This window comes from Acetobacter malorum (assembly GCF_001580615.1).
Lineage (GTDB): Bacteria > Pseudomonadota > Alphaproteobacteria > Acetobacterales > Acetobacteraceae > Acetobacter > Acetobacter malorum.
This window is the reverse complement of record NZ_LHZC01000051.1, coordinates 23,443-50,436: the sequence shown is the minus strand read 5'-3', so window position 1 is coordinate 50,436 and position 26,994 is coordinate 23,443. Positions and strand designations below refer to the sequence as shown.

24 protein-coding genes and 1 tRNA gene are annotated in these 26,994 nt (G+C 52.1%); 12 read left to right on the top strand and 13 right to left on the bottom strand.

The window, feature by feature from the left end:
• Window positions 1-203: 203 nt before the first annotated feature.
• The 5 genes from AD930_RS09445 to AD930_RS09425 all read right to left on the bottom strand — a co-directional run bounded on the left by AD930_RS09445 (window position 204) and on the right by AD930_RS09425 (window position 5,017).
• Window positions 204-827, bottom strand: a complete 624-nt coding sequence (locus tag AD930_RS09445) for a hypothetical protein (protein WP_043551548.1) — start codon at window positions 825-827, stop codon at window positions 204-206.
• A 104-nt stretch (window positions 828-931) separates the two neighbouring features.
• On the bottom strand, window positions 932-1,153 hold the full coding sequence (locus tag AD930_RS09440; RefSeq protein ID WP_043551550.1) for a hypothetical protein: 222 nt from the start codon (window positions 1,151-1,153) through the stop codon (window positions 932-934).
• 467 nt (window positions 1,154-1,620) lie between these two features.
• Entirely contained in the window at window positions 1,621-2,505 is an 885-nt protein-coding gene (locus AD930_RS09435) for a plasmid partitioning protein RepB C-terminal domain-containing protein (protein WP_061506035.1), read from the bottom strand.
• A complete protein-coding gene (locus tag AD930_RS09430) occupies window positions 2,502-3,377 on the bottom strand; it encodes a plasmid partitioning protein RepB C-terminal domain-containing protein (RefSeq protein ID WP_043550782.1) in 876 nt (291 codons plus the stop codon). Before AD930_RS09430 ends, AD930_RS09435 begins: the two co-directional genes overlap by 4 nt.
• Window positions 3,377-5,017, bottom strand: coding sequence for a recombinase family protein (locus tag AD930_RS09425; RefSeq protein ID WP_264820952.1), 1,641 nt, complete (start codon window positions 5,015-5,017; stop codon window positions 3,377-3,379). The genes AD930_RS09430 and AD930_RS09425 overlap by 1 nt, the downstream gene beginning before the upstream one ends.
• Before the next feature lie 36 nt (window positions 5,018-5,053).
• On the opposite strand from AD930_RS09425, the gene AD930_RS17820 reads away from it, so the two are divergent.
• Complete coding sequence (locus AD930_RS17820) at window positions 5,054-5,440, top strand: hypothetical protein (protein WP_156102496.1); 387 nt, start codon at window positions 5,054-5,056, stop codon at window positions 5,438-5,440.
• Window positions 5,441-5,507: 67 nt separating this feature from the next.
• Here AD930_RS17820 and AD930_RS09420 read toward each other — a convergent pair whose 3' ends face one another.
• Together AD930_RS09420 and AD930_RS09415 are read right to left on the bottom strand one after the other, a co-directional pair.
• A complete protein-coding gene (locus tag AD930_RS09420; protein ID WP_061506090.1) occupies window positions 5,508-6,680 on the bottom strand; it encodes a Fic family protein in 1,173 nt (390 codons plus the stop codon).
• Between the two features lie 112 nt (window positions 6,681-6,792).
• On the bottom strand, window positions 6,793-7,401 hold the full coding sequence (locus tag AD930_RS09415) for a recombinase family protein (RefSeq protein WP_052403797.1): 609 nt from the start codon (window positions 7,399-7,401) through the stop codon (window positions 6,793-6,795).
• Window positions 7,402-7,613: 212 nt separating this feature from the next.
• Here AD930_RS09415 and AD930_RS09410 point away from each other — a divergent pair, with 212 nt between their 5' ends.
• Together AD930_RS09410 and AD930_RS09405 are read left to right on the top strand one after the other, a co-directional pair.
• The gene (locus tag AD930_RS09410; RefSeq protein WP_082781808.1) at window positions 7,614-9,671 is read left to right on the top strand and encodes a Hint domain-containing protein; all 2,058 of its coding nucleotides are present in this window, start codon (window positions 7,614-7,616) and stop codon (window positions 9,669-9,671) included.
• 104 nt (window positions 9,672-9,775) lie between these two features.
• The gene (locus tag AD930_RS09405) at window positions 9,776-13,822 is read left to right on the top strand and encodes a non-ribosomal peptide synthetase (protein ID WP_061506034.1); all 4,047 of its coding nucleotides are present in this window, start codon (window positions 9,776-9,778) and stop codon (window positions 13,820-13,822) included.
• 107 nt (window positions 13,823-13,929) lie between these two features.
• Here the strand turns inward: AD930_RS09405 and AD930_RS09400 are convergent, their stop codons facing one another.
• The 3 genes from AD930_RS09400 to AD930_RS09390 form a co-directional block, all read right to left on the bottom strand.
• Window positions 13,930-15,192, bottom strand: coding sequence for a glycosyltransferase (locus AD930_RS09400; protein ID WP_061506033.1), 1,263 nt, complete (start codon window positions 15,190-15,192; stop codon window positions 13,930-13,932).
• 465 nt (window positions 15,193-15,657) lie between these two features.
• On the bottom strand, window positions 15,658-17,364 hold the full coding sequence (traI, locus tag AD930_RS09395; protein ID WP_061506032.1) for a TraI/MobA(P) family conjugative relaxase: 1,707 nt from the start codon (window positions 17,362-17,364) through the stop codon (window positions 15,658-15,660).
• Window positions 17,345-17,665, bottom strand: coding sequence for a plasmid mobilization protein (locus tag AD930_RS09390; protein WP_043550786.1), 321 nt, complete (start codon window positions 17,663-17,665; stop codon window positions 17,345-17,347). The genes traI and AD930_RS09390 overlap by 20 nt, the downstream gene beginning before the upstream one ends.
• 330 nt (window positions 17,666-17,995) lie before the next feature.
• Between AD930_RS09390 and AD930_RS09385 the strand changes: the two genes are divergently transcribed.
• The 5 genes from AD930_RS09385 (at window position 17,996) to AD930_RS09365 (ending at window position 21,764) form a co-directional block, all read left to right on the top strand.
• On the top strand, window positions 17,996-18,358 hold the full coding sequence (locus tag AD930_RS09385) for a hypothetical protein (protein WP_061506031.1): 363 nt from the start codon (window positions 17,996-17,998) through the stop codon (window positions 18,356-18,358).
• Window positions 18,359-18,373: 15 nt separating this feature from the next.
• Window positions 18,374-19,051, top strand: coding sequence for a nucleotide-binding protein (locus AD930_RS09380; protein WP_043550788.1), 678 nt, complete (start codon window positions 18,374-18,376; stop codon window positions 19,049-19,051).
• Window positions 19,048-19,824 carry a hypothetical protein gene (locus AD930_RS09375; protein ID WP_043550789.1) on the top strand — a complete coding sequence of 259 codons (777 nt, stop codon included), beginning with the start codon at window positions 19,048-19,050 and terminating at the stop codon, window positions 19,822-19,824. Before AD930_RS09380 ends, AD930_RS09375 begins: the two co-directional genes overlap by 4 nt.
• A 298-nt stretch (window positions 19,825-20,122) precedes the next feature.
• Window positions 20,123-21,028, top strand: a complete 906-nt coding sequence (locus AD930_RS09370; RefSeq protein ID WP_061506030.1) for an alpha/beta hydrolase — start codon at window positions 20,123-20,125, stop codon at window positions 21,026-21,028.
• Window positions 21,012-21,764, top strand: a complete 753-nt coding sequence (locus AD930_RS09365) for an AraC family transcriptional regulator (RefSeq protein WP_061506029.1) — start codon at window positions 21,012-21,014, stop codon at window positions 21,762-21,764. The genes AD930_RS09370 and AD930_RS09365 overlap by 17 nt, the downstream gene beginning before the upstream one ends.
• Window positions 21,765-21,962: 198 nt before the next feature.
• Here the strand turns inward: AD930_RS09365 and AD930_RS09360 are convergent, their stop codons facing one another.
• Window positions 21,963-22,826 (bottom strand): LysR family transcriptional regulator, encoded by an 864-nt coding sequence (locus AD930_RS09360; protein WP_061506028.1) that lies wholly within the window; start codon window positions 22,824-22,826, stop codon window positions 21,963-21,965.
• Between the two features lie 120 nt (window positions 22,827-22,946).
• Here AD930_RS09360 and pdxA point away from each other — a divergent pair, with 120 nt between their 5' ends.
• The 4 genes from pdxA to AD930_RS09340 all read left to right on the top strand — a co-directional run bounded on the left by pdxA (window position 22,947) and on the right by AD930_RS09340 (window position 25,685).
• The gene (gene pdxA, locus AD930_RS09355) at window positions 22,947-23,909 is read left to right on the top strand and encodes a 4-hydroxythreonine-4-phosphate dehydrogenase PdxA (protein WP_244150553.1); all 963 of its coding nucleotides are present in this window, start codon (window positions 22,947-22,949) and stop codon (window positions 23,907-23,909) included.
• A complete protein-coding gene (locus tag AD930_RS09350; protein ID WP_061506026.1) occupies window positions 23,906-24,586 on the top strand; it encodes a beta/alpha barrel domain-containing protein in 681 nt (226 codons plus the stop codon). Before pdxA ends, AD930_RS09350 begins: the two co-directional genes overlap by 4 nt.
• Before the next feature lie 12 nt (window positions 24,587-24,598).
• On the top strand, window positions 24,599-24,961 hold the full coding sequence (locus AD930_RS09345) for a cupin domain-containing protein (RefSeq protein WP_061506025.1): 363 nt from the start codon (window positions 24,599-24,601) through the stop codon (window positions 24,959-24,961).
• A gap of 418 nt (window positions 24,962-25,379) precedes the next feature.
• Window positions 25,380-25,685, top strand: a complete 306-nt coding sequence (locus AD930_RS09340) for a helix-turn-helix domain-containing protein (protein WP_231558207.1) — start codon at window positions 25,380-25,382, stop codon at window positions 25,683-25,685.
• Between the two features lie 39 nt (window positions 25,686-25,724).
• On the opposite strand, the gene AD930_RS09335 is transcribed toward AD930_RS09340, so the two are convergent.
• Window positions 25,725-26,816 (bottom strand): integrase, encoded by a 1,092-nt coding sequence (locus AD930_RS09335; protein WP_061506024.1) that lies wholly within the window; start codon window positions 26,814-26,816, stop codon window positions 25,725-25,727.
• Between the two features lie 88 nt (window positions 26,817-26,904).
• Window positions 26,905-26,980: transfer RNA gene (locus AD930_RS09330), tRNA-Glu, on the bottom strand.
• Between the last annotated feature and the right edge of the window lie 14 nt (window positions 26,981-26,994).

The following is a 26,994-nucleotide window of genomic DNA, read 5'->3' as shown; positions in this document are numbered from 1 at the left end:
AAATCACTGGAGATCATCATCCAGACTGGCTCAATTCTGGCTCATTGGCTCCGGAACCGCAAGGTCTGGTAAAAATTTCGCAGAGAAATATATGGGGGATGGCAGGGCCTTCCCGTAGAAGAAGGTTGGCAGAGGTGAGAGAGGTGCACCGTATGACGCACCTGTATCCCCTACATGATTTACGCATTTTTTAGTGCTGGAAGTCATACTGAGCGTGCCCGGTTTACGATGTGCCTGACGCGTTCCGTCTGCACTTTAATATGACAGACCTCGTCAACATGAATCACCTCGACAGGTGCAACTCCGACATACCGAAAAAGGCGCTCTTCAATGCCTGGCCTGAAGCTTTCTGCCGCCTTGGAGACTGATTTGCCCTGGCTGGTCACGGTCCCCGCTACTTCAATATAAAGAGTAGGATGACCTTTACAGAAAAGACTGAAATCAGCTTGCCCCTTGTAGTCCAGTTCTCGAATAAAAGGCTGTATTCTGAGATTCAAAGTGTCAGGTGCCTCCAGAAGCAGTCGGCGATACACGGCCAATTCGACCATGCTGCTAATTTTGTGGCCATTGATGCACACTTCCTGCTGCCACACAGGCAGATCCAGATGGCGTTCAGTGACTTTCTGACGAAACAGGCGCCAGAGGGCCTTGTCAGTGTTGTAGCGGGAAACGATTTCCTGGCCGCCATCACAGAATTCAAGCATCTGTGGTGTGGGAGTAACAAGCAGTTCACGGGAGATGCGCGCATAGTCGTCCAACTCTGCCGGACGGAAGAACTGGTCTGACAGCCAGTGTGGCATCTGGTTATTGAAGCGGTCATAAGTCATGGGTGATGTCCTGAAGAACTTTATGTCTGTGCAGCAACGGACTGTTCGATAGCGACACATGATGGGGGGGAAGATGAAAAGTGTGATGAGGACGTCTGTCGGGATCAATCCTGCTGCACAGATGGTCCGTCCAGAATGGCTTTCGTCACGCGATTGAATTTCTGGTTGATCACACGCGTAAGGACCACGGCCCCTTCAAGGACAGAGGTATCGTAGACATTTCCGTCCAGACACTCGGCAAGAGTGAAGCTCAGAAGGTGATGTAGTGCTGCTATCTGGAAGACATCTGCTTCGACGGCAGACGCTATAGAGTCATGATGTGACATGGATATTTTTTCTCTCGTTCAAAAGGAAGAAGAACGAGGTCTCACTCATTGAAAAAACCAGAAGGAAGGAAAGAAATCCAAAATCCTTTGGGGAATGGAGAGTGAGAAACCTCAAAAAGACGAGGGAAAAATGAGATTTAATATAAATAAGAACTAAATTTATTAATAATTATAATAAGTTTTTTAAGAATATAATTTACTGATTTTAAATATAAAAAGAAGCCATCCGAACTGCGGGACTCGAACCTGCATCAACCCGCAGTGACACTTTTCTAACCCCTTGAAACAGCAAAAAAAATGCGACGTGCTGTCTTCCGGTTAGTGTTCTGGTTCCTAGAATTGGTTAAACAATCTGGGAACACCTTGAGGAAAGTCTAACCGTATTTGGGTGATTTTGGAAAGAGGTTAATAACGGTCAATATATAAAAAATCTTCAGACTGTTCTGAGAAAAGATGAATTTATAAAATTAGTTCGGATCAAGAGATGTTGCGGATACAATGGTTCTGAATTCAACGATAATTTCTGGATAACGTGCTTCAAGATACCCAACAATATTGGTATTTTGTATAAGACGTCCGAGATAACGAGATGCTAGAACAAGCTGAAGAACATCATCTCCAAAGGTTGCTTCAAGAGCTTGATAATCTTTAGTCAGACTTTCCATCTCGCGCTCCATTCTAGCCATCTGCTCAGATGTAAGACCTGAAACTGACTTGGGCCGGTCCGGTTTCGCAAGATCCGTTTGCTTCGACGCCGCAAGAATTGCCTTAGCGTAAGTGGCCGTAAAATTATTCATCGCCACCATAAGTTCGGCCGTTTCGGTTTGTTTGAGTGGCTTCATCTTCCGCAGAATATTAAAAATATGCGGGTTAATCGGTCGATCTTTCAGAAGCTCAACTGCGCCTGGAGCAATGCCGTCAAGCAGGTTGCGTCGATGTAAAACAACTTTTTCATCAATGCCCAAAGCTTTGGCAATCATGGCTGGAGGTACGCCACGATCAATGGCACGGGAAATCATGTAATGTTCTTGCACCGTTGCCAGACGGTTAACGCGCTTATTATAGGTGAAGGCTTCATCATCGTCAGAAATAATACAAAGAGTGCTTTCTATATTTTGTTCTCGCAGGGCATGTAGCCGTAAATGGCCATCAAGAAGCATATGTCGCCCATCTCGACCAGCTTTGGCAACGACCAGAGGCTCAATCACACCAACCGCACCAACAGAAGTTGCAATCCGTTCATACCGTTTTGAGTCTGTAATCCGTTTGGTCATAGGACGGAGAGGAAGGATTGAATCAAGAGGCACTTTGTGCGCCTCCCGCTTAAAAGAAATGCGAACAGGCTTACTCATGACCGACCTTGCCCAATACCAAGTCGGTCTGCAATCGGTTGGGGCAAGGTGGCTAACCCTTCTGCTCTCAGTAATTGCACGAAATGATCTTCAGTCAGTAATTTCCCCATCGCCCCAACAACGAAAGTAAGACGACCTTGGGTAAGATGCGCTTTTTTCACTAGCATTTTCTGCCGATCTACTTCTTTTTGATAAGCTCGAACCAAGGCCGTAGCAGTTGCCGGCTGTCCGGCTCTGTTACTAGGTCGTGCTGATCGCATACCTTTGCCAATGGTGTTGCGTTCTCCAACAATCCGACGAATGGCCAGAACCTGGCCTCCAGGAAGCTCTCCAGATTCATAAGCTTCCGTAAGCGCTCTCTGAACATCGGCATCTGTTGCCCTCGCAATTTCTGCTGCGATTGTGTGAGGAATGATTCCGCGCTCTACAGCATCAAGTAATCGTTCCTCGCCTTTTTCCAAAAGACCATTAATGGAATAGACATAATCAGCGCTAAATCCGACCTTTTCCGCTATTTCAGCGTTGCTATATCCTCGCTCACGCAGAGAACCAACTTCACGGATAAGCTCAAGAGGAGAGAGGTTCCTTCGTGCTAAATTTTCGACCAAACTCATCACAAAGCATTCGTCACGCGTTGCGTCGATGAGCATGGCCGGTATTTCTATTTGACCAAGCTTTTGAAAGGCCTCCAGTCGTCCTTGACCACAGATGAGTTCGTAATGCTCACCATTTGGTGCATGTCGGACAGTAATGGGACGCTTCAACCCAACTTTGCGAATGCTCTCGACCAACTCTTCAAATATTTTCTTGTTGCGAACGCGTGGGTTCAAAACCTCAATAGAATTCGTGGGGATCATGACGATTTTGGACATTACAGCGGTCCTTCCAACGTATGACGACGCAGCAAGTGAAAAAGAGGGGACAAATCATCTGTTCTGAAAGAGTCCAGGTTAATCCCGTTATCTTCCGCCATTCCCAGCTTGGGTTTGTGACCAATATCCAGCCACGGCAGAAGGTAATAATCTTTCACAGTTTTATTGTCCGGGTTGAGTCTGACAACGACAGTCACATCCGGTCGCAAACTGGTATCCAGACGAACCTTCCAGCGAAGAGAGCCAGCAGCAGTGCTCTGACAACGAGAAATAACGAACGCAAGCGTTACTTCATGATTCACTAAAAGCAGGTCATTGCGAGCGTTAGAGGTCACACTGCCACCAATGGCTTCAATTCCTGCGATGGTTTCAGCGACCACTTCGGGGTGCATCAGTCGAAGCTGACGGTTGGTTTCGACGTAACGGTAATCGCGTGCAGGCTGATAACCAATGAGTTCGTAGGCACGGAGAAGACTGCCAAAACGATGCCGGTAAGCAGCACTCGACGGCATTTCCTCAACTTCGTTGATAATCATGCCCGAAAGAACACCGCGACAGGCAAGAAGATCTGACAGCATTTTCAAAAGCTCTTCATTAGTAAAGCGACGAGCTCTTTGCGCGAAAATTGTTTGCGCTGCTTCAAATAGGGCAGGGTTGACAATTCCTTCAAAAACGCCATCACCACGAACCCACATATCGGCATCATTCACAACGCGTTTCTGTTTCAGTTTGAAAGAAACACGATTGTAAACATTGTTCCCTATATACTTCTCGTTGCTTAAAATCTGACGGATTACTGCATGCGTCCAGGGTTTTCCTAGGTCTGTTGTTCGACCTTCGCCATTGAGTATTGTCGCAATTTCACGTTCTGAGCGGTGCTCAAGAATAAACAGCTTATAAATCCGGCTGACCGTCTCAACTTCTTCATCCGGTCCGGGAACAAGGATAACGCGATCAGTTTGAAGACTTTTGTGTTCCCCTCGGGCGAGGGGAGCCTTGGGCTCATTATTTTCGTTTACGAGAAAGCGCCTCAGGCCATAGCCAGCAGGGCCACCCTGCCGATAACCAAGCGTAATCAGGCGACATTGCCCGGTGAAAACCTTACCGGACAACTCGCGGCTATATTCTCCAGCCATCACGCGCTTGATACTTTTCATGACATTAGATGACAGGCTTCCATCGTTATCAAATTGTTCAGCACAATAATGGATGTTAATCCCACGTTCGCGGCATATAAACTCGTAATAGGCGCTTTCATCGGCATCCTGAAAACGCCCCCAACGACTGATATCGTAGACGAGAATTGCCTCGAAATCGGCGGCTCCACTTCGGACGTCTTCAATCAAGCGTTTTAGAGAGTCACGTCCAGCAATATTGAGGCCGCTACGTCCTTCGTCGGCATAATTGCGAACAATCTGAAAATTCCTCCGTCCAGCATAGGCAGCGATAATTTCCGCCTGATTTTCTGTGGAGTATTTTTGATGGTCGGTTGACATCCGCACATATTGGGCGGCCCGCACCGGAATCGTTGCTCCTACTGCTTCCACTCTCATCCCCAGCTCTATGCTTTCAAGACGGAGAAGCAACCCGCCCACATTTTGCATCACGATCACGGTGCGGTCGATCTGAATCGATCGCATCCAGACAATCGTTTTTGTAATGCAAAGGAACGTGGAATGTCGTTTACAAAAAAGGACCGAAATTTTCGCGCAGATAAAGGAAATAAATTTCCTCTGGATCCATCGGCTGATACGGATGCGGCCTTTGCAACCATTATTGCGGATGCACTCCGACGAGATTTTGGAAGCACGCCAGCACACATAAAACATATCGCTCGACTAACAGGAGCTAATGTACGAACAGTTGGAAACTGGTTAAGTGCTCGCAACGGTCCTAGCGGTGCCAGCCTTGTTGTTCTGATGCGCCATTCTGATGAGGTCACTATAGCCGTCTTGAAATTATCAGCACGTTTTAGCTTGTGGAGGGCAATGTCGGAAACAAAGAGTAGGAAAGAACTGTACCGAGCCGTAATTGAGTTTATGAAATATATTCCAAAACAATAAAAATATAATATTTTATTTAATAGAAGCCGTTCTTTTATATGAAAGAACGGCTTTTTTGAATTTTAAGTCATCGTTCCCCGAATGGTCTGTTGATGATCGCCATCACCTCGGGGGCAGAAAATATCCGGTTTCTGGTATACCCGGTGCGTTCCACTAAAACGCCTGCGGCCTGTAGTTGTTCCAGCGCAGTCTTGGTTGCAGGAGCAGAAATGTCTAGAATTTTCCCCAGTCGTGTCGCTGTAATGACCGGGCAATCAACCAGAACATCCAGTGCTCTCAGCGCTGCGGAGTTCTTTCTGTATGAACGTCTGCTCAGCCAGTCTACTTTCAGCGTTTCGATCGCCTTCCTGACAGCTTTGAATTCCTGCACAGTCCCAATAATGGCCTGTGACATGAAGGCAATCAGGGGAAGCCAGTTTAGTTTCTGCTGAGCCTGTTTCAGCGCGTCGTAATAGTCCTGTTTGTACGCTTCAACATAGGAAGAGAGATAGAGAGATGGCTCTTTTTCTGCTGCCAGCATCATCGGGATCAAAAGCCTGCCTACCCGTCCATTGCCGTCCCTAAATGGATGGACAGCTTCAAAATGGGCATGGGCGATAGCAACCCGCGTGATGGGTGATTGCGTCATCATCTGCATGCCATCTGCCGCCATATAATCCAGTGTGTTTTGAAGACACTGGGGCACCCGATCAGGCGGGGGCGGGTTGTAGGTGGAATAGGCGATGTTATGTCTGCTGCCACCAATCCAGACAACGGTCATCCGTAATGCGCCGGGAGTGCCGATATAGGATATGTCATGCTTCATGACTTCCCGATGTAGTGCCAGCACGGTGTCGAGCGTGAAAACGGTTCTGCCTGATGTAGCGGCTAGGGGCAGGAACTTTTCAAGCGCCAGTGCATAGTCCCTGACCTGACGTGTTTCCTGCGTAGCCAGTTCATCGTCTTCGTCAACGATCAGGAGTTCATCAAGAGTGCTATGGGTGCCTTCCATCGCGGAACTGCTGACGGCCTCCCTGCTGCGGAGGGTTCTGCTGATGAGATAGGGATCGGTTGACGTCCGTGCCCATTCTGCAATTTCTCCCAGCGTGGCCATTGCCTGAGAGTGCAAGGCTGTGATGTCATCCAGATACACTCCACTTTCAGGTGGAGATGGTGGGACAACGCCATAATGGTTCTCATAAGGGGAAGGCAGGCGGACCAGACACTCTCTGACGCCTCCCGTTAAGTCCTGACGGTTCACGGCAAAAACCTTAAACATGAGACAAAAATTCGATCCGTATTTAAGTTTTATAGCATAAACCTAATTTATGATCTATCGTCGTATGTCTTATTTAAGTTTATTGAAAACTATTTCATGAGTCACAATGGGTGTCAGATGGAAATTCTGTCGTCGTTTCCCTCGTATCATGGGACCGGGCAATTCGGGAGATAGCACTTTCACTGAGTCCATAGGTTGTTGCCAAAGACTTGAGAGCCGTTCCATTTTTTCTTTTTGCCCTGATTTCCCTTTTCTGAACGGTAGTCAGTCTGGACGGGCGGCCCATTTGCTTGCCCTGCTGGATGGCTCTGACTCGCCCTTCGGATGTTCTCGTTCTGATCAGATCGCGTTCGACGTCAGCGAGCCCCCCAAGGACCGCAAGCATCAATCGTCCTGTGCTGGTGCTCGTATCGGTCCACGGTTCAGCTATTGAATGAAACTGTGACTTTTTATTCGTAATCTCTTTAACTATAGAAAAGAGATCGAAAGTGCTGCGAGCGAGTCTGTCGATACGCGTGACAACCACGATGTCACCTTCACCCAACGAGGCAATCAGCTTTTTGAGCTGTGACCGCTCGGCATCAGCACCGCTTGCTTTTTCGCGATAAATTTTTACGCAACCAAATTCTTTTAAAGTTTTTATTTGTATATCAAGGGTCTGTCCAACTGTGCTGACCCGCGCATACCCTATTTTCTGCCCCATGCTTCACCTCTTTTCCGTGCAGGAAAGGGGCATCTTAGCACGATGTCTGTTTGAGTAATTCCTGATTTACGCAAAAAATATCTGTTAGGTTTTTTCTGTTTCAGTTGATGTTTTTGTTGTGCAAACAATTTTTCTATGAAATAAAACTAAGGAGAATTTCATGAAGCGGGTGGAACTTGCCTCACTTGCGTAAATCAGGGAGTTATGCACAAATGTCTGAAGCAACCGATCAAGAAAACACAGTTACAATTGTAAGTGATGTAACTGGTCAAACAACAACAACACATCATGGTTTGGACGCATTTAATACCGTCTCAAGCACACGGACAATTGTAACTTCTAATGGTTTGACATATACAGTAACAACAAACCAATATACTGGATTGTTGAGTGGAGCGGTATACGGGACAAGTTACGACGTAAAGATCACAGATTCTTCCGGAACATCTCTTTTAAATCAGACAAATATTAATCGTGGCATTAACGTCCTTAACATCATTCAGATTGGCGCAAGCGGGGATGTTATTGCGGGATCAAGCGATTCTGCAGTTCTTATAAATCTTGCAAGTATTGGCAACTATGTTAGTCTTCCTGGATCTACTGGTGACTTTACGGTAGGTGTTGGTGGGTTAACTGCAAATACGTACTACATAGGTGGTGACACATCCATCGATGGACTTGCTAATCTTTTAACCGGCACCACAGTTAATGTGGTTGGGGGAACTGCGACATTAACCGGAACAGGAGGGAGCGCTCTTGTCGGAGCCTTGAATGGTTCAACTGTTAATATCGAATACGGCGGCACATTAAATACAGGGGCAGCTCTTGCAAGCGTTCTGGAAGGCTCTACTGTCAATTTTGGAACAGGTGGCGGTACCGTTATCATCAATGGTGGCGGGACACTCATTAGTCTTTTGGCTAGCGGTTCGCTGAATGCAACAACATTTAACAATTATGATCCATCAAAAGACACGATCGAACTACAGAATACAACTAATCCTATTGCGACTTATACTATAGAAAACGGTGGCCTTTTCGGACTGGATTCCTCTCAGAAAGTCATTGTTCTTAAAGATTCTTCCGGAAATACTGTTGCCGAATATGCTGTTAAACCAGCTGATGGTGTTACGCTTAATAACGATACGTATAATGTTAATGATTTAACCAATAACCCACTGAAAATCACGTATTTGAACGGCAATACTTATATCGGTGCCTGTTTCTTGGCAGGAAGCATGATCCGTACTGTAGATGGTGATGTCGCTGTCGAAGATGTCTGCATCGGAGACGAAGTGGTCGCTTTTGACTGGCGGAATAATACAGACGTCGTGCGTCCTGTTGTCTGGGTCGGTAAAGCGCATGTCAATGTCCGCCACGGCCTGCCGGATGACGAGGCTGGCTGGCCTGTTCGTATCCTGAAAGACGCGATTGACAATGGCGTTCCGTATAAGGATATGCTGATTACAGCCGAACATTGCCTTTTCTTTAAAGACCGTTTTGTACCAGTCCGGATGCTGGTCAATGGTGTGTCTATTTTCTACGATAAATCCATTTCGTCCTATGATTACTACCATGTGGAAACAGAGCAGCATTCCGTTATCACGGCCGATGGTATGTTGACCGAAAGCTATTTGGACACTGGCAACCGGTCTTCTTTCCGGCAGGAAGGCAAGATTGCGACCCTTCGTGGCGCTGTCAAAAACTGGGAAGATGATGCTGGTGCGCCGCTGGACGTTGAGCGTTCTTTTGTCGAGCCCCTGTTCCGTGCCATCGAATGGCGCGAAGATAAGGTCTCAAAAGAACAGGCACCATCTGCTCCTGAACTGACCAATGATCCAGATCTGCATCTGGTCACTGAAACAGGTGCGGTCATTCGTCCCATGCGTCGTACCAGCAAAGAGTACAGCTTCATGCTGCCGCCCGGCACACAGTCTGTCCACATTGTTTCACGGGCCAGTCGTCCTAGTGATGTGATCGGTCCCTTTGTGGATGATCGCCGTTATATGGGGGTTGCAGTTGGATCTGTTCGTTTGCTTAGCGCAAAACGGCCTGTTGAAATCACATCACACCTGACCACGGAAAAGCCTCAAGGCTGGCACTCTGACATGGAGTGGCAGGGAGCTGTCTGGACGGACGGTAATGCAACTCTGCCGCTGGGAGATCTACTGAAGCACGGCAAGATGGGGATCCTCTCAGTCAGCGTTCTTGCTGCAGGGCCTTATCTTAAGAACGAGAAAAAGACAGTGACGCTAACCGTTCGCTCTGCCTGAACTATCAGGTTGTAACGAATGGTGCGAGCCAGGCTCTTCTTTGCAAGAAGGGCCTGGTTTTTTTCGTTTTTTTTATAATAATTCAATATAGTCATGGCTTTTAAATGAGCGGAAAAACATTACAGGAAACACACCTGCCGCTCACAACAGCTCAGCGCGGCGTCTGGATGGGGACCCTGCTGCGCACGCAGGGCGGGACGTTCAACATTGCGGAAGCAGTGGAAATTCTTGGCCCGGTTGATTCCGTCCTGTTTCGTGCGGCTCTGGTTCAGGTAGCGCAGGAGGCGGAAACCACGCGGGTAAGCATCCGTATGGGGGCGGATGGCCCCTATCAGGTCATTCTGCTCACATTGCGCTGCCCCTTGCCGTTTGTGGATTTCTCCACTCGGCCCGATGCCGCAGTGCAGGCGCAACACTGGATGATGGAGCGCATCAGTCAGCCGGTTGATCTGGCGGAAGATCCGTTATGGACCTGTGCGCTGATCAAGCTTTCTGCTGACAATTTCATCTGGTTTCATTGTTGTCACCATATCGCGCTTGATGGCTTTTCCGGTGGCCTGATTGTGGCGCGTGTGGCCGAACTGTACAATGCCATGGTGGAAGGGCGCGAACCCGCACCGTGCATGTTCCTGCCCCTTGAACGGCTTGTTGCGCAGGAAGCGGCTTACCGCACCAGCCCCCGGCGCGAGAAAGATCAGGCTTACTGGCAACACCAGCTTGCCGCCCCGCCCGAGGCAGTCACACTGGCCTCTCCTCTGCCGCCCAGTGTGCCGGAAGCACCTTTGCAGCGGTTGGGGTTTGTGGAACGCAATGTGCTTGTGCCGCCCGCCATGGTGGGGCAGATGCAGGGTCTGGCACAGCAGACTGGCGTTACGCTGCCGCAAATGCTCACGGCCCTGTTGAGCACCTACATCTTCCGCATGACAGGGCAGGAAGACCTCACGCTTGGCATGCCCGTTACTGGCCGCACGGACCGGGAGATGCGGCGTGTACCCGGCATGGCGGCAAACGCCGTGGTGTTGCGTTTTGCTATGTCATATACTATGAGTTTTTCAGAAATCCTGCTTCAGGCGCGCCGCGCCCTGCACGGGGCGCTCCGGCATCAGGCTTTCCGGTATGAGGATCTGCGGCGCGTTCTGGGTTTTCATGATACACAGCAGCACCTCTCACGCATTGGCATTAATATAGAGCCGTTTGATTACCATCTCGCCTTCGGTGGTAGCCCGGCACGGAACCGGAATCTTAGCAATGGGGTGATGGAAGATCTGACATTTTTTGTGTTTGATCGTCAGGACGGGCAGGGGCTGGCATTGTGCCTTTACGCCAACCCGACCCTGTATGATGGCCCGGCGCTGGAGCGCCATCTGCGCCACGTGATGCGTTTGATGAAGGCCATTCTGGCAGATCCCGCCCAGCCCGTCGGCGCTTATCCGCTTCTTGACGATGCCGAAGGCAAGGCTTTGCTGGCGGATGAAACCGCAACCGCCTGCAACTGGGGCCCTCGCGCTCTTGTGGCTGATCTGGCGCGGCATGCCGCCTACGCCCCCACGGCAACGGCGGTGACGGATGGGCGAGGTCCTGTGTCCTACGCGGCTCTTCTCTATGCAGCGCAAGGTCTGGCGGAGCATCTGATGGCGTGCGGCATCGGCCCCGGTGATGTTGTCGGCCTGATGCTACCCAGAGACAGACGGCAGGTGATCGGCATGTTGGCCACCATGGCCGCCGGGGCGGCGTGGCTCTCGCTGGACAGATGTGGCCCGCGTGAGCGCAATGCCGCCATTATCGCCAATGCCCGGCCCGCCCTGTTTCTGACAGAAGATACCCTGCCAACTGGCCTGCCAGATGGTTCGGCCGTTCTGGGGCTTGCGGAAGACGGCTCACCCGCAACAGTATTTTCCAACCCGGATACCCAGCGTGCGCCAGTGGTGCTGCAGGATACGGCTTATATCATCTATACTTCCGGCACTACCGGCACACCCAAAGGCGTGGTGGTGCCATGGTCCGCCCTGACCAATCTTTTGTGCACCATGCAGGATAAACTGGCGTTGGGCGCGCAGGAATGCTGGTTATCCGTTACGTCTGTCACATTTGATATTTCCATTCTGGAATTGCTGTTGCCGCTTCAGGCCGGTGCGCATCTGGTGCTTGCCAGACGCGAGACCGTGACAGACCCCACTCTGTTGTCCGCCATTGTGCAACACTATGGTGTCACCCTCATGCAGGCCACGCCAACCTTGTGGCAGATGCTGGTTGGGGCCGGGCAGGGCCGGTGTCTGGCGCAGGTGCGCGTGCTTTCTGGCGGGGAGCCCCTGCCAGCGCCTCTGGCGCGCACGCTTCAGAAACATGCGCGCGCTGTCTACAATGTTTATGGCCCGACCGAGACCACAATCTGGTCCACCTTCCATGCCGTCACTGCGGAAGATGGTTCACGCGGCCAGCCCATCCCGGCGGGGCGGCCATTGGCCAATACTCAATGTTATGTTCTGGACCCCGCAGGTGGCCTGCTGCCCGTGGGTACACCGGGGCAACTGGCTATTGCGGGCGCTGGCGTTGCCACGGGCTATCTGGACCGCCCTGATCTGACACAGGCGGTTTTCCGGCCAGACCCATTCAGCAAAATACCTCATGCGCGCCTGTATCTTACCGGAGATCGCGCCGTCCGGCAGCCTGATGGTACCATCACCGTGCTTGGCCGCACGGATGCGCAGATCAAGATAAAAGGCGTGCGGGCAGAACCGGCGGAAATTGAAGCTGCATTGCTTACTCTGCCCGGCATTGTACAGGCTGCGGTGCGGGTGTGGCCAAAGGCGCAGGGGCCGGTTCTTGTGGCGTATCTGGTGCCTGCTGCTGCCGCACAGACGGAGACCATGACGCCAGAGGAAGAAGCCCAGAATTTTGCGTTGTTCCGCGCCCATTTGCAGGAGCTTCTGCCAGCCCAGATGGTGCCCTCCCGTTTTGTGGTGCTGGCCGCCCTACCGCTTACGGCATCGGGCAAACTGAATAGAAAAATACTGCCAGAGCCGGAGGATGCCAAGCATATCCCCCAGCATGAAAGCCCGCAAACAGCGCAGGAACAGCTTCTATTTACCCTGTGGTCTGATATTCTGGAGCGCAAGGATTTCGGCATAAACGAGAATTTTTTTGATCTTGGCGGAGATAGCCTCGCCGCCGTGCAGGTTGCCACAGCCCTGACTGAACAGGGTTATGAACTCCCGGTGGCTTCCTTGTTTGGTGCGCCCACCATTGCCCGGCTGGCCCCGCTGCTGCAGCACCAGCATGCCGTGCCGGATGTGTTTGAGGAAACGGTTGTGCCCCTGCGCGCCGAGGGCTCAGGCCAGCCGATTTTCTGTTTTCCGCCCATTCTGGGGGTGTCTCTCGGTTTTACGGCGCTACTGCCGCATCTTCCGGCGGAACGGCCTGTTTATGGTTTGCAGGATATGGGGCTGCTGCATGGCCCCCACCGGCCGCAGACCATTCAGCAACTGGCAGAACTTTATCTGGAGCAGATCCGTGCGCTTCAGCCACATGGGCCGTACAGTTTTGTCGGCTGGTCCATGGGCGGGTTGGTGGCCCATGCTGTGGCGGCCCGTCTGATGGCGGAAGGCGAGCCTCTTTCCGCACTGGTCATGCTGGATACATACCCGCTGCATGATCCGGCAGCGCTGGAGGCTGGTCAGGATTTGGCCAGAATGGGTGATGCCTGGCTGGTGAAAAACGCCATTGCCATGCTGGGGATCGATTTTTCTGAAAACATGCCAGAAACACTGGATGATCTGGCTGATCGGATTGTAGAGATCATGCTGCCGGAAGCACAGGCTTTTGTGCAGGATGAAGCTGCCTTTTCAACCCTTTTGCAGACCATACGGCAGGGTGTCAGCCATAATCTGGAAATGATGCGTAACTGGCAGCCGCAGCGCGTGCAGGCAGACCTGCTGTTTCTGCGCGCCACGCAGCGGGGCAAGGAAGACGTGGGGGATAACCCCGCTTTCTGGCAGAATTACATAACGGGCAAGCTGATGGTGACAGATATCAACTGCACCCATATGGAAATGCTGGACCCTGAAAATGCACCCGTTATTGCAGACCAATTTATGGCATTTGAGCGCAGGAAACCTGACACACTCAAAGGCTGCGTAAACAACCAGCAATAGAAAAAAACATCGGGGAGCGGAGCGGTGCGTGAAGTGCAGAACTAAGCTTACGAGAAGAAATCTGCCTCTTTTCAGCGTGTGACTACGCGGCTGGAAATCTTGGGCGTTTAAGCTTTTCTGTGCAGAAGCCCCCAGCGTTCAAGCTGAGTTATGGCATTTGTCACACCATCTTCCGCCCGGACCAAGCTGCCCAGCCGGTCTGAATTGGCCACCATATGCGGGGATGTCGCCTGAAGCATGGCATCGCCCAGTGCCTGTGCGGTTAAGGTGCGCAGGCTCTCTGTGGGTGTCGCAACACCAATGCGGTGCAACTGCCACCCCCAGAAATACTGGTCTCCCACAAACGGCACTGGTACGGTGGGTATCCCGGCGCGCACGGCAGCAGCAGCGGTGCCCGCGCCACAATGGTGAACCGCCAGCCGCATTTTTGAAAAAAGCCATTCATGCGGCACATGATCCACCACATGAATGCGCGCGGAATTTGGCAGAAACTGCCCAAGCTTGGACCACCCACTTCCCACTACGGCACGCAGGCCCGCACGCTCCACGGCTGCCTGCACGATGGCGGCCAGTGCTTCGGCTTCTCCGCTCACCATGCTGCCAAAGCCGATATAGGCTGCCTTGTCTCCCGCCTGCAAAAAGCGGGCCAGATCAGCATCTGGTGTGTAGTCGGCATTTTTTGCAGACACAAAATAGCCTGGCATGGCAATGCGTGCCGGCCATTCAGGCTGGCGGGGCACCACATGCTGGCTGAACCCAAACAGAATATGGCCGCCTGTAGCCTTGGGGTTATGCCACGGCCCCTTTAAAGGATAGGGCGGTAAATCCAGCGCGCGGCGCATGCAGTTTGCCGTGTCCCGCATCAGCAACCATGCTGTCTGGCGCAGGGCGCGATGGAGCGCAAAATTGACAGACGCAGGCAACAGGCGGGGTCTGAACCATACGGGCGGCAGCGCATGGCTGGCTTCAAGCGGTTGCAACTGGGTCTGCACAAACGGCACCTGCAACCGCTCTGCCAGACTAGCTGCCAATAACGAGACATTGCCAGACCCAATCAGCAAAGTTGCACCATCAGCCGCTTTCAGCCCCTGTGCGGGCCAGTTCTGCGCCATGCGGCGTGTTTCCGCCACCACCACGCGGGCCGCCGCCATGCCGCTGCGGCCATCCAGCGCCTGCGGGTTATGACGCATCATTCCGGAAAAATCAGCGGTCAGAGGAGAAAATTCCAGTCCGGCTCTGGTAATGGCGGTTCCAAAACCGGGGTCTGCCGCCAGCCTTACAGCGTGCCCTCGGGTCAGAAGCCCTTCACCAAGGGCAATGTGGGGACGTACATCCCCTTCCGTCCCAACGGTCATGATAACAATTGTCATAATTCTTATTATATCCCGAAGTTTCCTGTTTCTTATTGTTTTTCATAGTCTGATTTTTCTACTCAGTATAGCTGGTCGCATAATTTGGAACCAAAAAATACTGAGTTGAGCATAACGCAAAGTACTGCTCGAACGCCTCTTAACTGACGTCTGAAGCAGGACTAATTGCAGGCTTTGAAACCTCCACCGGAAATGGGTATGGAAGCAGCGGCTTGCCTGCCATGGACTAAGTCTGTGAGCGCCGCTCTCTGCGCCTTAGCGCGGACTCGGCCAGTTCACGGGTGTCCATAGCAGCCACCACATCCAGAGCTTGCTGCCCTACGTTCAGACGGCCTCACCGGACTGCGACACGTCCATACTACCCGCCAACCAATCCTAACGCGCCTTGTAATATTTCCGCATAGGCAGCTTGTAACGACATTGTTCAACTGGCGTGATAAACATGAAAGGATACAGCATTTCTGCTCAGCGCTCGAACCATTCTGAAGGTTTATGGGAGAGTGAGTGTTTTATGGGGGAGGACTGCCTTTCTTTTTCTTCTCCTTGCTTCTGCTCTACGATTTTGAGTTCTTCAGCTTCTTTCCGTCTTTTTTCGACGGTCTGGCGGAGATCCTCGTTCTTCAACCGAAAGCCGTGTTCAACGGCAAGGTCCACGACGCGCGCCTTGAACTCATCGGTCCCGGTAATTTTGACCTCATCCCACCTGTTGGCCGCCAGTCGCAAGGATGCCAGGATGATTTCCCGATTTGTGGTGTCGCAGACATCGATCCGGTCGCCACGATCGGAGAAGGCGATATGTTCTGGCTCGGTAAGCTTACAGTAATGGACATAGGCTCCCCGCACGACCGACCTGAAGCCCGGGATGCTGTAAACTCGCTTCTCGCTACCGGAACGTGTCCCATGCCCCTCCAGACGCATGAAGTAATTAGGATGTGCCCACAGTCCCGCCAGAAACGGATCCCTGTTCGCTTTCAACCACTCCTCTATCGTGGGGAAGGGAGGCAATCTTTCCCGGTTGGCAAGGCGTTCTTCCTTCTGCTGGTCATGAAGAAGGCGGAGCGCTGTCCTGTGTTCTTCAGCCAGCGCATGCCGTAGGGCGTTGAGAGCCACGCCACGTCGTCGCCATCGACCCTTCAGAACGGTCTCGCGTTCCCGGCGCTGCATTTCCTTCAAGCTGGTCCTCTGCTCTGCATGCTGGCGGGTAACGTCTGATAATGCTTTTCTTCTTGTGGTTTCGTAATTTTTACGCTCCAGATGATAGTCATTCAAATCGACATCATTCGGTCTCACCAGGAGAGGAATGGTAAGAGTGCCGTCAGCGGGTATTTCCGCAGCCTGATCAGGCTCTTCGTAAGGTCCCAACCTGAGTTGCAGCTTGATGAAGCTGATCTGCCGATCAGCCTGACTGGCTTTGACTGCTGAATCCCCAATCATGATGACAGCGCCATTGCCATGTCGGCGGTAGCTCATGCCTTTCCGTGCCAGCTCCTCATGAACGTCAGCCCAGCATGTCGCTTCTTTAATGACAGGAACCGCCTCTTCAATGGCGACATCCAGTACAGAACGTCTACCTGTTCTACGCTCCACTTTGTTGCTATCGGTTTTGGCTTGAGCAGGCTTATCTCTATGGCTGTTGCAGCGAACCAGTTTTCCGTCTGGGCCGACTTGATAAAGACCATTTTCTTCGCGTGACCATCCCTGACGGTGCTCGATTAAAGCGATGGCCTTGTGACCAGATTCAATGTCAAATCCTCGATTGATTTCGGTGCATCGGAGTGTCTCGGGATTAACGCGGTTGACCACAACATGAAGGTGGCGGTTGCCGGTGTCTGCGTGTAGCCCGTAGACAATCTGATGCTGTTCCAGTCCCATTTCTTTTTGCAGGAGTGTGACGGCCTCATCCACCTGTTCTGTCGTCGGACTTTCTCCACGTTTCCAGCTAAGCACGTAGTGGTTCACGGTGTCAGCAGACCGCGCGGCTTCAGTTGCAAGTGCGATCATCTCCGCGATCTGACTGTCAAGGAGATCTGTCAGAAACCCCCGTGCGCCGAAATAGGTACATTTTTCTGACGTGTCTGTTTTTTCCGGACTTGCGACGTAGAGAATTAACCGTCTGATCCGCTCGGACTTGGACGTCGATTTCTTTGGGTTTTTAACCTTTTTGATGATCACGGCTGATCGTCTCGATTGCCTCTTTCAGGGCGTGCAGGGTAGCCAGTGTTTCCTGTGCATGTTCACCGTTGCTTGACAGATAGAGATGTTTGAGGAGTCCGCCCAGACGACGCAACTCCCGGATCATGGCGATATCAGCGTGGGCAACGATCGGACGACCAAAATAACGCCGTCGGACCAGTTCTGAGACACTCATTCCAGCAAGGTCAGCGTCCTCTTTCAGTCTGTCTTTTTCAGCCGTCGTCAGTCTCACATTGACGATTGCATCCAATGGGAAACGACCTCTGATTTCAAAAGGCATCAGATGGACTCCTTTTTTTGAAGAAAAGAAGAAAAAGAAGCAGGAAGGAGCCAGCCTGTGAGACGCGGAGCGCCGAACGGTCTGGCGTGGTTTGTCACACCATGCGGCGCATGTGTGTGACAAACCCCATCCTGTAAATCGAATCAGTCATAGTCTACCACGACCGCATGAAATTTCTGGCATGTCAAAAATTGCGATTTTAGTGCCATCAAAAATATTGCTGATATTGTATAATTAAATCACAACAGCGAATCAGTTGACTGATTTGAAGTGAGGACGGCAATGCGCGCATATCATAAACGATCAAAGATAAATGACATATGCAAGAAAATGTCAGACTTGCCGGAACTAAAGGCAGATGAAATTCAGCTGAACAATAAGGAAAGTATTGCTATCTTGGCTGATGATATCGCCATATTGCGAAAACGTGGATATGAGTTTCAGCAGATTGTCGATTTTCTGCGAGAAAATGATTTTGAAATCACGGCCTCGACGTTAAAGACATACCTCAGAGAGCCAAAGCTTGATCGTGAAAAATTACCCAAAAAAAATACGAAAAAGATTAAAAAATCTATAACTCAAAATCAGAAAGATCTGGGATGTACATTACAGAACGCAGAAAAAAAACAGGCAACAAAGATCGTGAAAGATCAGGCTGAATTCCTGATCGCGCCAGATCGTGATGTGTTGTGAAAAAGGATAACTGTCATGGAAAATATTTATCTGGTTGCTGGCGTAAAAGGGGGCGTTGGGAAATCAATGGTAAGCATGAGTCTCGTTGATTTTCTGATGAACGAGGATAAAAATGTCTTACTTGTTGAGACAGATAATTCAAATCCTGATGTCTTGAAATGTTATGGCGGCGTGACAACTGCAGTCGCCTTGAATCTTGATCATGTTGACGGCTGGATGGATCTCATCACTCACTGTGACAACCATAGAAATCATGTCGTGGTCATTAATTCGGCGGCCCGGAATGATCATGCAGTACAGATGTATGGGGATCGGCTTCAACAAGCATTGCCACTTCTGAAACGCAAACTGATTACGTTCTGGGTTATCAATCGTCAGCGTGATTGTATAGAACTTTTACGAAATTTTCTGGATCAGATTCCTGAATCCAAAACAAACATTGTCATGAACACTTACTTTGGTAATCAGGAGAAATTCGTAACTTATAATAATTCCCAGACAAAAAAATACATAGAGCAGCTCGGTGGAAAGTCACTTGTTTTTCCAGAAGTTGCGGATCGTGTCGCGGACGATTTTTACATAAAGCGGATGACGATCGAGAAGGCGGCGGAAGATTTTCCGATTGGTAATCGGATTGAACTTCTGAGATGGCGTGGTGAAGTCAAAAAGATGTTTGAGGAGGTTATTGAATGACAAAATTCCAGACTGTTTTCCAGGAATTTTATGGACGAAATCCCACGGACGCCGAGATCCAGGAGCATTACAGAATTAAGAAATCATTGGATATCAGGGATAACGATGCATTGTGGCTGATCCTGATACCCTTTCAGTATTATACGAAAGCATTGCAGGATATTCCGCAGGCCATTGAAGTCATCTCTGATGAGTTCAATCAGAATTCACGTCAGGCAATGCAGAGATATGAGGCAAAGATAAAATCAGATTTGAATTCCGCTGTCGCTGCGGCGGGGCAGGTCGTTGCGTCTACAGTCCTGCAGCGAAAGATGCAGATTTGGAGTGCAATTTCAATTACGGTGTTTGCACTTGTCTGTATAGGTCTGGTTACGGTCTTGTGGACCGGAAGAACACAGTTTCATGACGCCCATTATGACGCTGGTTATAATGTAGGATACAACAAAGGAACAGCGGACGGACAGAAAGCAGGGTATAGCGCGGGGTCTAACGCTGGGCAGAAAACCGGCTACGAAAAAGGAATGGCGGATGCCCGTGACATGAATGCTCTGGCGATGACGTCCTGGGCGACGGGTGAGGCTGGGAAGACAGCCCGACAACTCTATGAACACGGATTGATCGATCCGATCTACAAGCTCTACAAATCGGGTGACCTTGCCAAGATACTTAAATGTGCAGGGAGTGGGTGGCGTGTACAGAACGGCTATTGTCTCAGTTCAGTGACAACAGATGGCGGGGGTGGGGCTGTTTATGATGGTTGGAGGCTGCCTTGACGATGGTTGCGTGTAGATGGAAATTCTGTGGTCATCTGGATTGAGCTATTTGGACGCTTGCTCGGCGATAAGCCGACCTACGGCTTACGCTTCATAATGGAAATTGTTGTCAGTTTTTGCTCATTCTGAAAGCGGACATACCTCACCACTCTTAAAGAGGGATCGGGCTGATGTCCCTTTGATCGCACGATAAGGCATTCGTGATCCGTGGCCGATCTGGCGCTTTTTCTGGCCGGAAGCGTTCTGTTGGCCAATCGGTAAAACCATTATCAGGAAGCATCGTGGAAGGAAGGTCGCAATGCGGAATGATATTGAATTTCTGTCTGAGGGAAGAACGCTCCGTGGCTGGCTTTATCAGCCAGAAGGAGGCAAGGGTGAATACCCGGCAATCGTGATGGCGCATGGTCTTTCTGGCGTTAAGGAGCAATATCTCGATCGCTATGCCGAAGTTTTCGTCACGGCAGGGTTTGGGGTGATCCTGTATGATCACGCCAATTTTGGAGCAAGCGACGGCATTCCCCGACAGGAAGCCGACCCCGTGCTTCAAAGGCGTGGTTACCGTGACGCCATCAGTTTTGCCCAGACGGTTTCATGGATTGATCCGCAACGGATTGGCTTGTGGGGCACGAGTTACAGTGGAGGTCATGTGCTTGAAGTCGCTGCTCTTGACCGTCGGGTGCGATGCGTTGTGAGCCAGGTTCCGACAGTCAGTGGTTATCGCTCTTCCCAGCGTCGCATCCGTTCCGACCTTGTGCCGTCACTTCTCTCCAGCTTTGTCGCCGACCGTGCCGCACGGTTCCAGGGAAAAGCTCCTGCGATGTTTCCGGCAGTCTCCGGCAGGCCGGAAATAGCGTGCGCCATGGGCGGAACAGATGCCTATGATTTCTTCAACGGCACCCGGAGTTTTGCACCGACATGGAGGAATGAACTGACCCTTCGCAGCGCCGAACTGGCACGTGAGAACGAACCCGGTATTCATATCGCTCGAATCAGTCCCACCCCTCTACTGATGATCGTCGCCGATCAGGACATCCTGACTGCGACCGATATCTGCCTCGAAAGCTACCAGTCAGCTTTGCCCCCCAAAAAGCTACACATGATCCACGGTGGACATTTCGACCCTTATGTACGGTGCTTTAACGAGACCAGCCAGGCCGCCCAAGAGTGGTTCATTGAACATCTGATCGATGATGCCGTACATTGATAATTCTAAACCCGCTGATATCCGGGCGCTTGCGCGGGACTACGTGGATGGCGAGACAGTTGGTGAACACTGCCACAAAGATGGTCAGTTCATTCATGCGACTGAAGGCGTCATGGAGATCCGCACCCCGACGCGTCTGTGGCTTGTGCCTCCGCAACGCGGTTTATGGATACCGCCTCGCACCGCGCATGCGTTAAGAGCGCGGGGCAAGGTTACCCTTCGAACGGTCTATATTGTCGCCAGCAGGGCAACATTCTCTCTCGGTGAACAGCCGAGTGGCTTCATGGTCTCACCATTCCTGCGTGAAATCATTCTGAAGAGCCTCTCGCAGGACGTGATTGAAGATCCTCCACGATTTCATCGGCTTGCTGCAGTGCTGCTGGATGAACTCTGTCATCTCACACCTGATCTTTTGTCTCTGGCGATGGCAGTTGACAGACGCCTTGCATCGGCCTGTGCCGAAATTCTCGCAACTCCCAGCATCAATCCGGGCATGAAGGCTTTATCGAAGCAAGCTGGAACTTCCATCAGAACTCTTACGCGTATGGCCCAGAGCGAATTTGGCTGCTCCCTCTCGATCTGGCGGCAACAGGCGCTCATTCTGATAGCTGTCCCGAAAATCATTGCCGGCGAACAGGTGGCTTCGATCGCTGAAACATTAGGCTATGAGACGCCAAGTGCTTTTACGGCCATGTTCAGGCGAATTGTGGGAATAACGCCTGGTAACTATCGTTAGCGCTCTCTGAGTAGACGAATATCTGCGCCCATAAACGCAACAGCGAACATAGAATACGTCATCAATAGATGGGTTAACCTAAATCTATGACTGCTTATATCTTTGAGTAACTTCGAGGCGGACGTTCCGTCGCCCAACCGCTATTCACAACTGTGATATCGCACTGCACAGCCGCGGAAAAATCCACTCCATCGAGGGTTATGGAACCTGTTTGATGATCCATTTTTCCAGGACGCTGACGCTGTCTGTTATTTCCATGTCGCCTGGCCGGATCAGCCCGTAAGATGTTCCATCCGCGTCGAAACCGGCCGGTGCCACAAGCCGACCGGTCGCAATATCGTCCATAGCAATGATATGGGGCGACAGGGCAACACCCAGGCCATTGGCGGCGGCTTCCAGCATCATGAAATGATGGTCGTACAGACGGACGTCGCGTGGTGTGGGCATGTCGGGCCGGGACGCCACCCAGTTCTTCCATGCCTCGGGCCGAGTGCGCGACCCAAGTGCCAGATAGCTCCCGTCGGCGAAGCGTTGTGCCATGTCAGGGCGCATGACCGGCCCGACCGCCTCCCGCGCGATTGTGGTAACAGCCCAATCGGGAGCAAGCGGGAAATCAAGACGCCGGATTGCCAGCGTAACGCGGGCACGTGCGAAATCCAGCGGGCCCCCACCGGTCGAAAGATGCACATCGATCCCCGAATGACGGTCCTGGAAGTCGGACAGGCGCGGGATCAGCCAGCGCATTGCCAGCGATCGTTCGCAGGACAACACAATCGGCTGGGTATTGGATGATGACCGAATCTCAGCCAATACCCCTGCTATCCCTTTCAGTGCCTCGGTTGCCGCATGTGCCAGACGCGCCCCATCCTGGGTCGGTCGCACCCCGCGCCCATCTGGCTCCAGAAGCTGGAGTTTCAGATCATCAGCAAGCTTGGACACCCGACGACTGACGGCTCCATGCGTCAGAGCCAGTTCCGTGGCTGCCGCCCGCACCGAGCCCAGGCGCACAACCGTTGCGAAGGCACGCAAATCATCAAGTGAGGGAATGTCAGAACGCTTCATTGGTTAGATTTTATCACCAGAAAAGGTCAGTTTATATCGATTTTCCTTATAAACCGTTTCGTTATTCTCACTGGGATGATGAATAAAACTTCTCGCCTCACTTCGCCGCTAGGTGTCACAATGGGAGATCCTGCCGGGATTGGTCCAGAGATCGTGGCACGAATGTTCCTGCAACGACCGCTGCAGCGGCACTGGATCGTCGTGGGTGATCCACTGGTGATGCATCAGGCGCTGATAACACTTGACCCATTGGCACGGCTGCACCGGATCAAGACACCAGCCGAAGCCCGGTTCGAAGACGGAATGCTGAATGTGCTGGTCTCATCAGAATGCGCAGAATTGCCGCCCATGGGTCAGGTCAGCGCTGAGAGTGGCCGCGCCGCTTACGCGGCAGTCCTGGCCGCAACTCGTTTGGCGAAGGCAGGAGCAATCCGAGCGATTGTTACTGCACCGATCCACAAGGAGGCGCTCGCCGCTGCCGGACTGCACTATCCTGGCCATACGGAAATTCTTGCCGAGCAGGCTGGCGGCTTGGATGTCGCCATGATGCTGGCGAATGAGGACATCCGCGTTGTGCTGGTGACGATCCACTGTTCTCTCAGGGACGCGATCCAGCGAGCTGATTTTCCTGCCCAGATGGCAGCAATCCGGCTGGCTTACACGGGGGCACGCGCACTGGGTATCGATCACCCGCGCATCGCCGTAGCAGCCCTCAATCCTCATGCGGGAGAGGGTGACCTGTTTGGTGACGAAGAGACCCGTATCATCGGCCCCGCCATCGCCCAGGCCCGCAATGAAGGCATTGATGTCTCCGGTCCCTGGGCCGGTGACATGGTGTTCATGCATGCGCGCGAGGGACGGTTCGATATCGTCATCGCGCAGTATCATGACCAGGGACTGATTCCCGTCAAATACATGGGGCTGGCGCAAGGTGTGAACATTACCCTCGGCCTGCCCTTCACGCGTACAAGCCCTGATCACGGCACAGCGTTCGATATTGCAGGACGGGGTATTGCCGATCCGTCCAGCCTGGAAACGGCATTCGATTACGCTCTTCGCCTCACCAATGGAGTCTCAGTATGACCCCGCCCAAGTTCATCTTCATGCTGACCCGCCATGACCGTACGGTGGAGAACGCAGTCGATCTGGTTGAAGCTGCCCGTGAGGCAGGCGTCCGGCATATCGGCTTCAAGGATATTGGTCTGCCGTTTACGGGGCTTCAGACGCTGGCCAGCGTCATCCGCGGGGCCGGAGCGAAAATCTATCTGGAAGTTGTCTCACTCGATCGCGACAGTGAACTGCGCTCAATACAGGCCGGGATAGCCCTCGGTGTCGATTATCTGCTGGGTGGCACGCATGTTGATGACGCGTTAAGACTGCTTAAAGGTACAACGATCCGCTATTATCCCTTTCCTGGCCGGATCAGTGGGCATCCGAGCCTTCTCGAAGGAACCGAGACAGAAATCATACGCAGTGCGGTCGATCTCGCCTCGAGGCCCGGTGTTCATGGACTGGATTTGCTTGCCTATCGGTTCGAGGGAAACGTGCCGGATTTGATCCGGAGAGTATGCGCCGCTGTACCGAACAAGCCTGTAATCGTAGCGGGTTCGCTCGATCGGGCGGCGCGTATTCGCGCCACTGCCTCTGCGGGTGCTGCGGGTTTTACGGTCGGCACAGCTCTGCTCGACGGCGCTTTTCCTGCATCACCCGATCTGGCGCAACAGATCGGCTACGTCCAGACTATCATTCGACAATTCTGACGGAGGAAACCAATGGAAAAAATAAACCTGACTCAGGCTTTCACGGCATTTTCCGATTACTGGAGCCCCCGTGTGGCGGGTGACATCAACACATCCCAGATCAAACTGGCAAAATTCAAGGGAATGTTCGACTGGCACCATCACGAGCATGAGGACGAACTATTCCTGGTCGTTTCCGGAACATTGCGCATGCATTTCCGGGATCGCAACGTCGACATTGAGGCGGGTGAATTCATCATTGTTCCGCATGGTGTCGAGCATTGTCCCGAGGCTTTAAGCGACGAATGTCATGTTGTTCTGCTGGAGCCGAATACGACGCTTAACACGGGCAATGTGACCACCGACCGGACCGTGCACACACTGTCGCGGATATAATCTGAACTCTCAATACTGAGCGTCACAGTATTGTCTCAAAAAACTGACGATTATTTGAGGGGGAAGTGGGCCAGACATATGTCCGCTTCTCCCCCCAGATGGCCCAAAAGCTGACGAACTGCAATCCCCCCAATTGCTGCCTTTCCTGAACGATTTTTTTCAGAAGGAGAGGTTGCACTCGACGTAAGCATTTTTGGCTCAGAAAATTGCGGTATCATTCTCTGCCAGTTTCTATCTCTCGCTGGTGGTTTCAGAATTGTGAGGTATCATTAAAGGAGAAAGTGATTCGTGGGTGTCACGGATCTGGCCATGTCAGAGGGGCATCATGTCACGAAATGCAAAACGCTTGCCTCAACCGGCTCGCTTGGAACAGGCGTCCGGCTCACAACGTATCTCCGCCTATGTAAGGCGGGGATTGATGCGCTATCAGGAGGCAGCGGATTATCTCGGGATCGCCAAGGGAACGCTGGCCAACTGGGTCTCGCTACGGATTGGCCCACGGTCCATCAAGATCGGCAGCATGCGGCTGTTTCGCCAGGAAGATCTCGATCGCTTTATTGAAGAAAAGCTTTTTGAAACCGAACGGTTTGAAAAGCGTCGCCGCCGTCAGCGCGGACGGGGTGCACTGGTGCTGACCTGCCCGTATCCTGATCTGTTTCTCTTCTTCGTGATGGCGCTGGCGTTAGCAGTCTTCCTCTTCACCAGCGTCGTAAGCTTTCAGTAAAAACGCGGTCTGGCTGTTTCTGGTCATCCTGACTGGCAGCTATCGTGTCTTGTCTGCAATATCTCCGGGCACGGGCTGGTAGTAGCGATTTAATGATTTTAAGTCGCGATGACCCGTGACCCGGGTCAGTTCAATCGGGTTCAGATAGCGCGCCAACCGCGTTGTCGCCTCATGACGCAAGTCATGAAAGGTCAGGTCCTGAATTCCGGCCTGCCGGGTCATGCGACCGAACAGGACAGAAAAGATTTTTCTCTCTCCGACCGAAAAGACAATGTCTTTTCGGTCAGGCACCTTTTCCATGGTGGCCCGCTTTTCCATGAGGACGCGTTGTGCGCCCTTGGTCATGGGGCGGATCTCGGGACCAAGTTCTTCCCTGTGTCGGTCGCTCTTCACGCGGGCGAGGGAAATGGTCTGTTTACGGAAGTCGATGTCCTGCCAGCGCAGACTGAGGGATTCCCCCAGCCGGCAGCCTTGCTCGATTGACCACCTGATGAGCCACACCACATCAGGGTAATGCCTGAAAACCCCGTCGGGCCGAGAAGCAGCTCGCAGAAGTTCGTCTTCTTCGCCGTCCTTTAATCTCCGGTTTCTCTTGCGATCCGCTCCCTCGGGCCGTTTGGTCCGTTTGGCGGAAGCATGATTGAGGATGGTCGTGTCCCATTCCGAGTTGGCGTATTCGACGATGGCCGCAATCATGTTCAGGCGTTTGACGACGGTTCCCTTGGCCAGTCCAGCAGCCAGCATGGTGTCACGAAAGTCCCGGACATCCCCATTGGTCCATTTGTCGATTTTCAATGAGGCAATGTCGGATCCAAGAAGGGCCGGAAGATGGCCCATACGATCAGCATCGCGTTCTATCATGCGCTCCCGACCGAAGCGCTCAAAGAGCTCGCCAAAAGTGATCTGGTTTCTCTTGCGTGCGGGTGGTTCAAGTTGGCCCACATGCGCCTTGGCCCGTACGTCCTGAAGCCAGCGGCGGGCAAGGCTGGCTGACGCAAAGGTTTCGCGGTGACGTTTGCCGTTCACCATCTTGCGGGCCTGATACTGGCCGGGGCCGCGATACCAGACGCCTTTGGGCAACGGCTTCCCTGTTACAGGGTCCTTGAGGGTCTCTTTTGGTGATTTGGTCATCGTTATTCGATCCTCTCCCAGTTTGGCTCGGGATTGGCTCAAAAATCAACGATTTTCAGATTAACCTGCTGCAAGTCCTTGAAAAACTTGGCGTCCCGTACGGGATTCGAACCCGTGTTGCCGCCGTGAGAGGGCAGTGTCCTAGGCCTCTAGACGAACGGGACATAGAGGGGTGAGC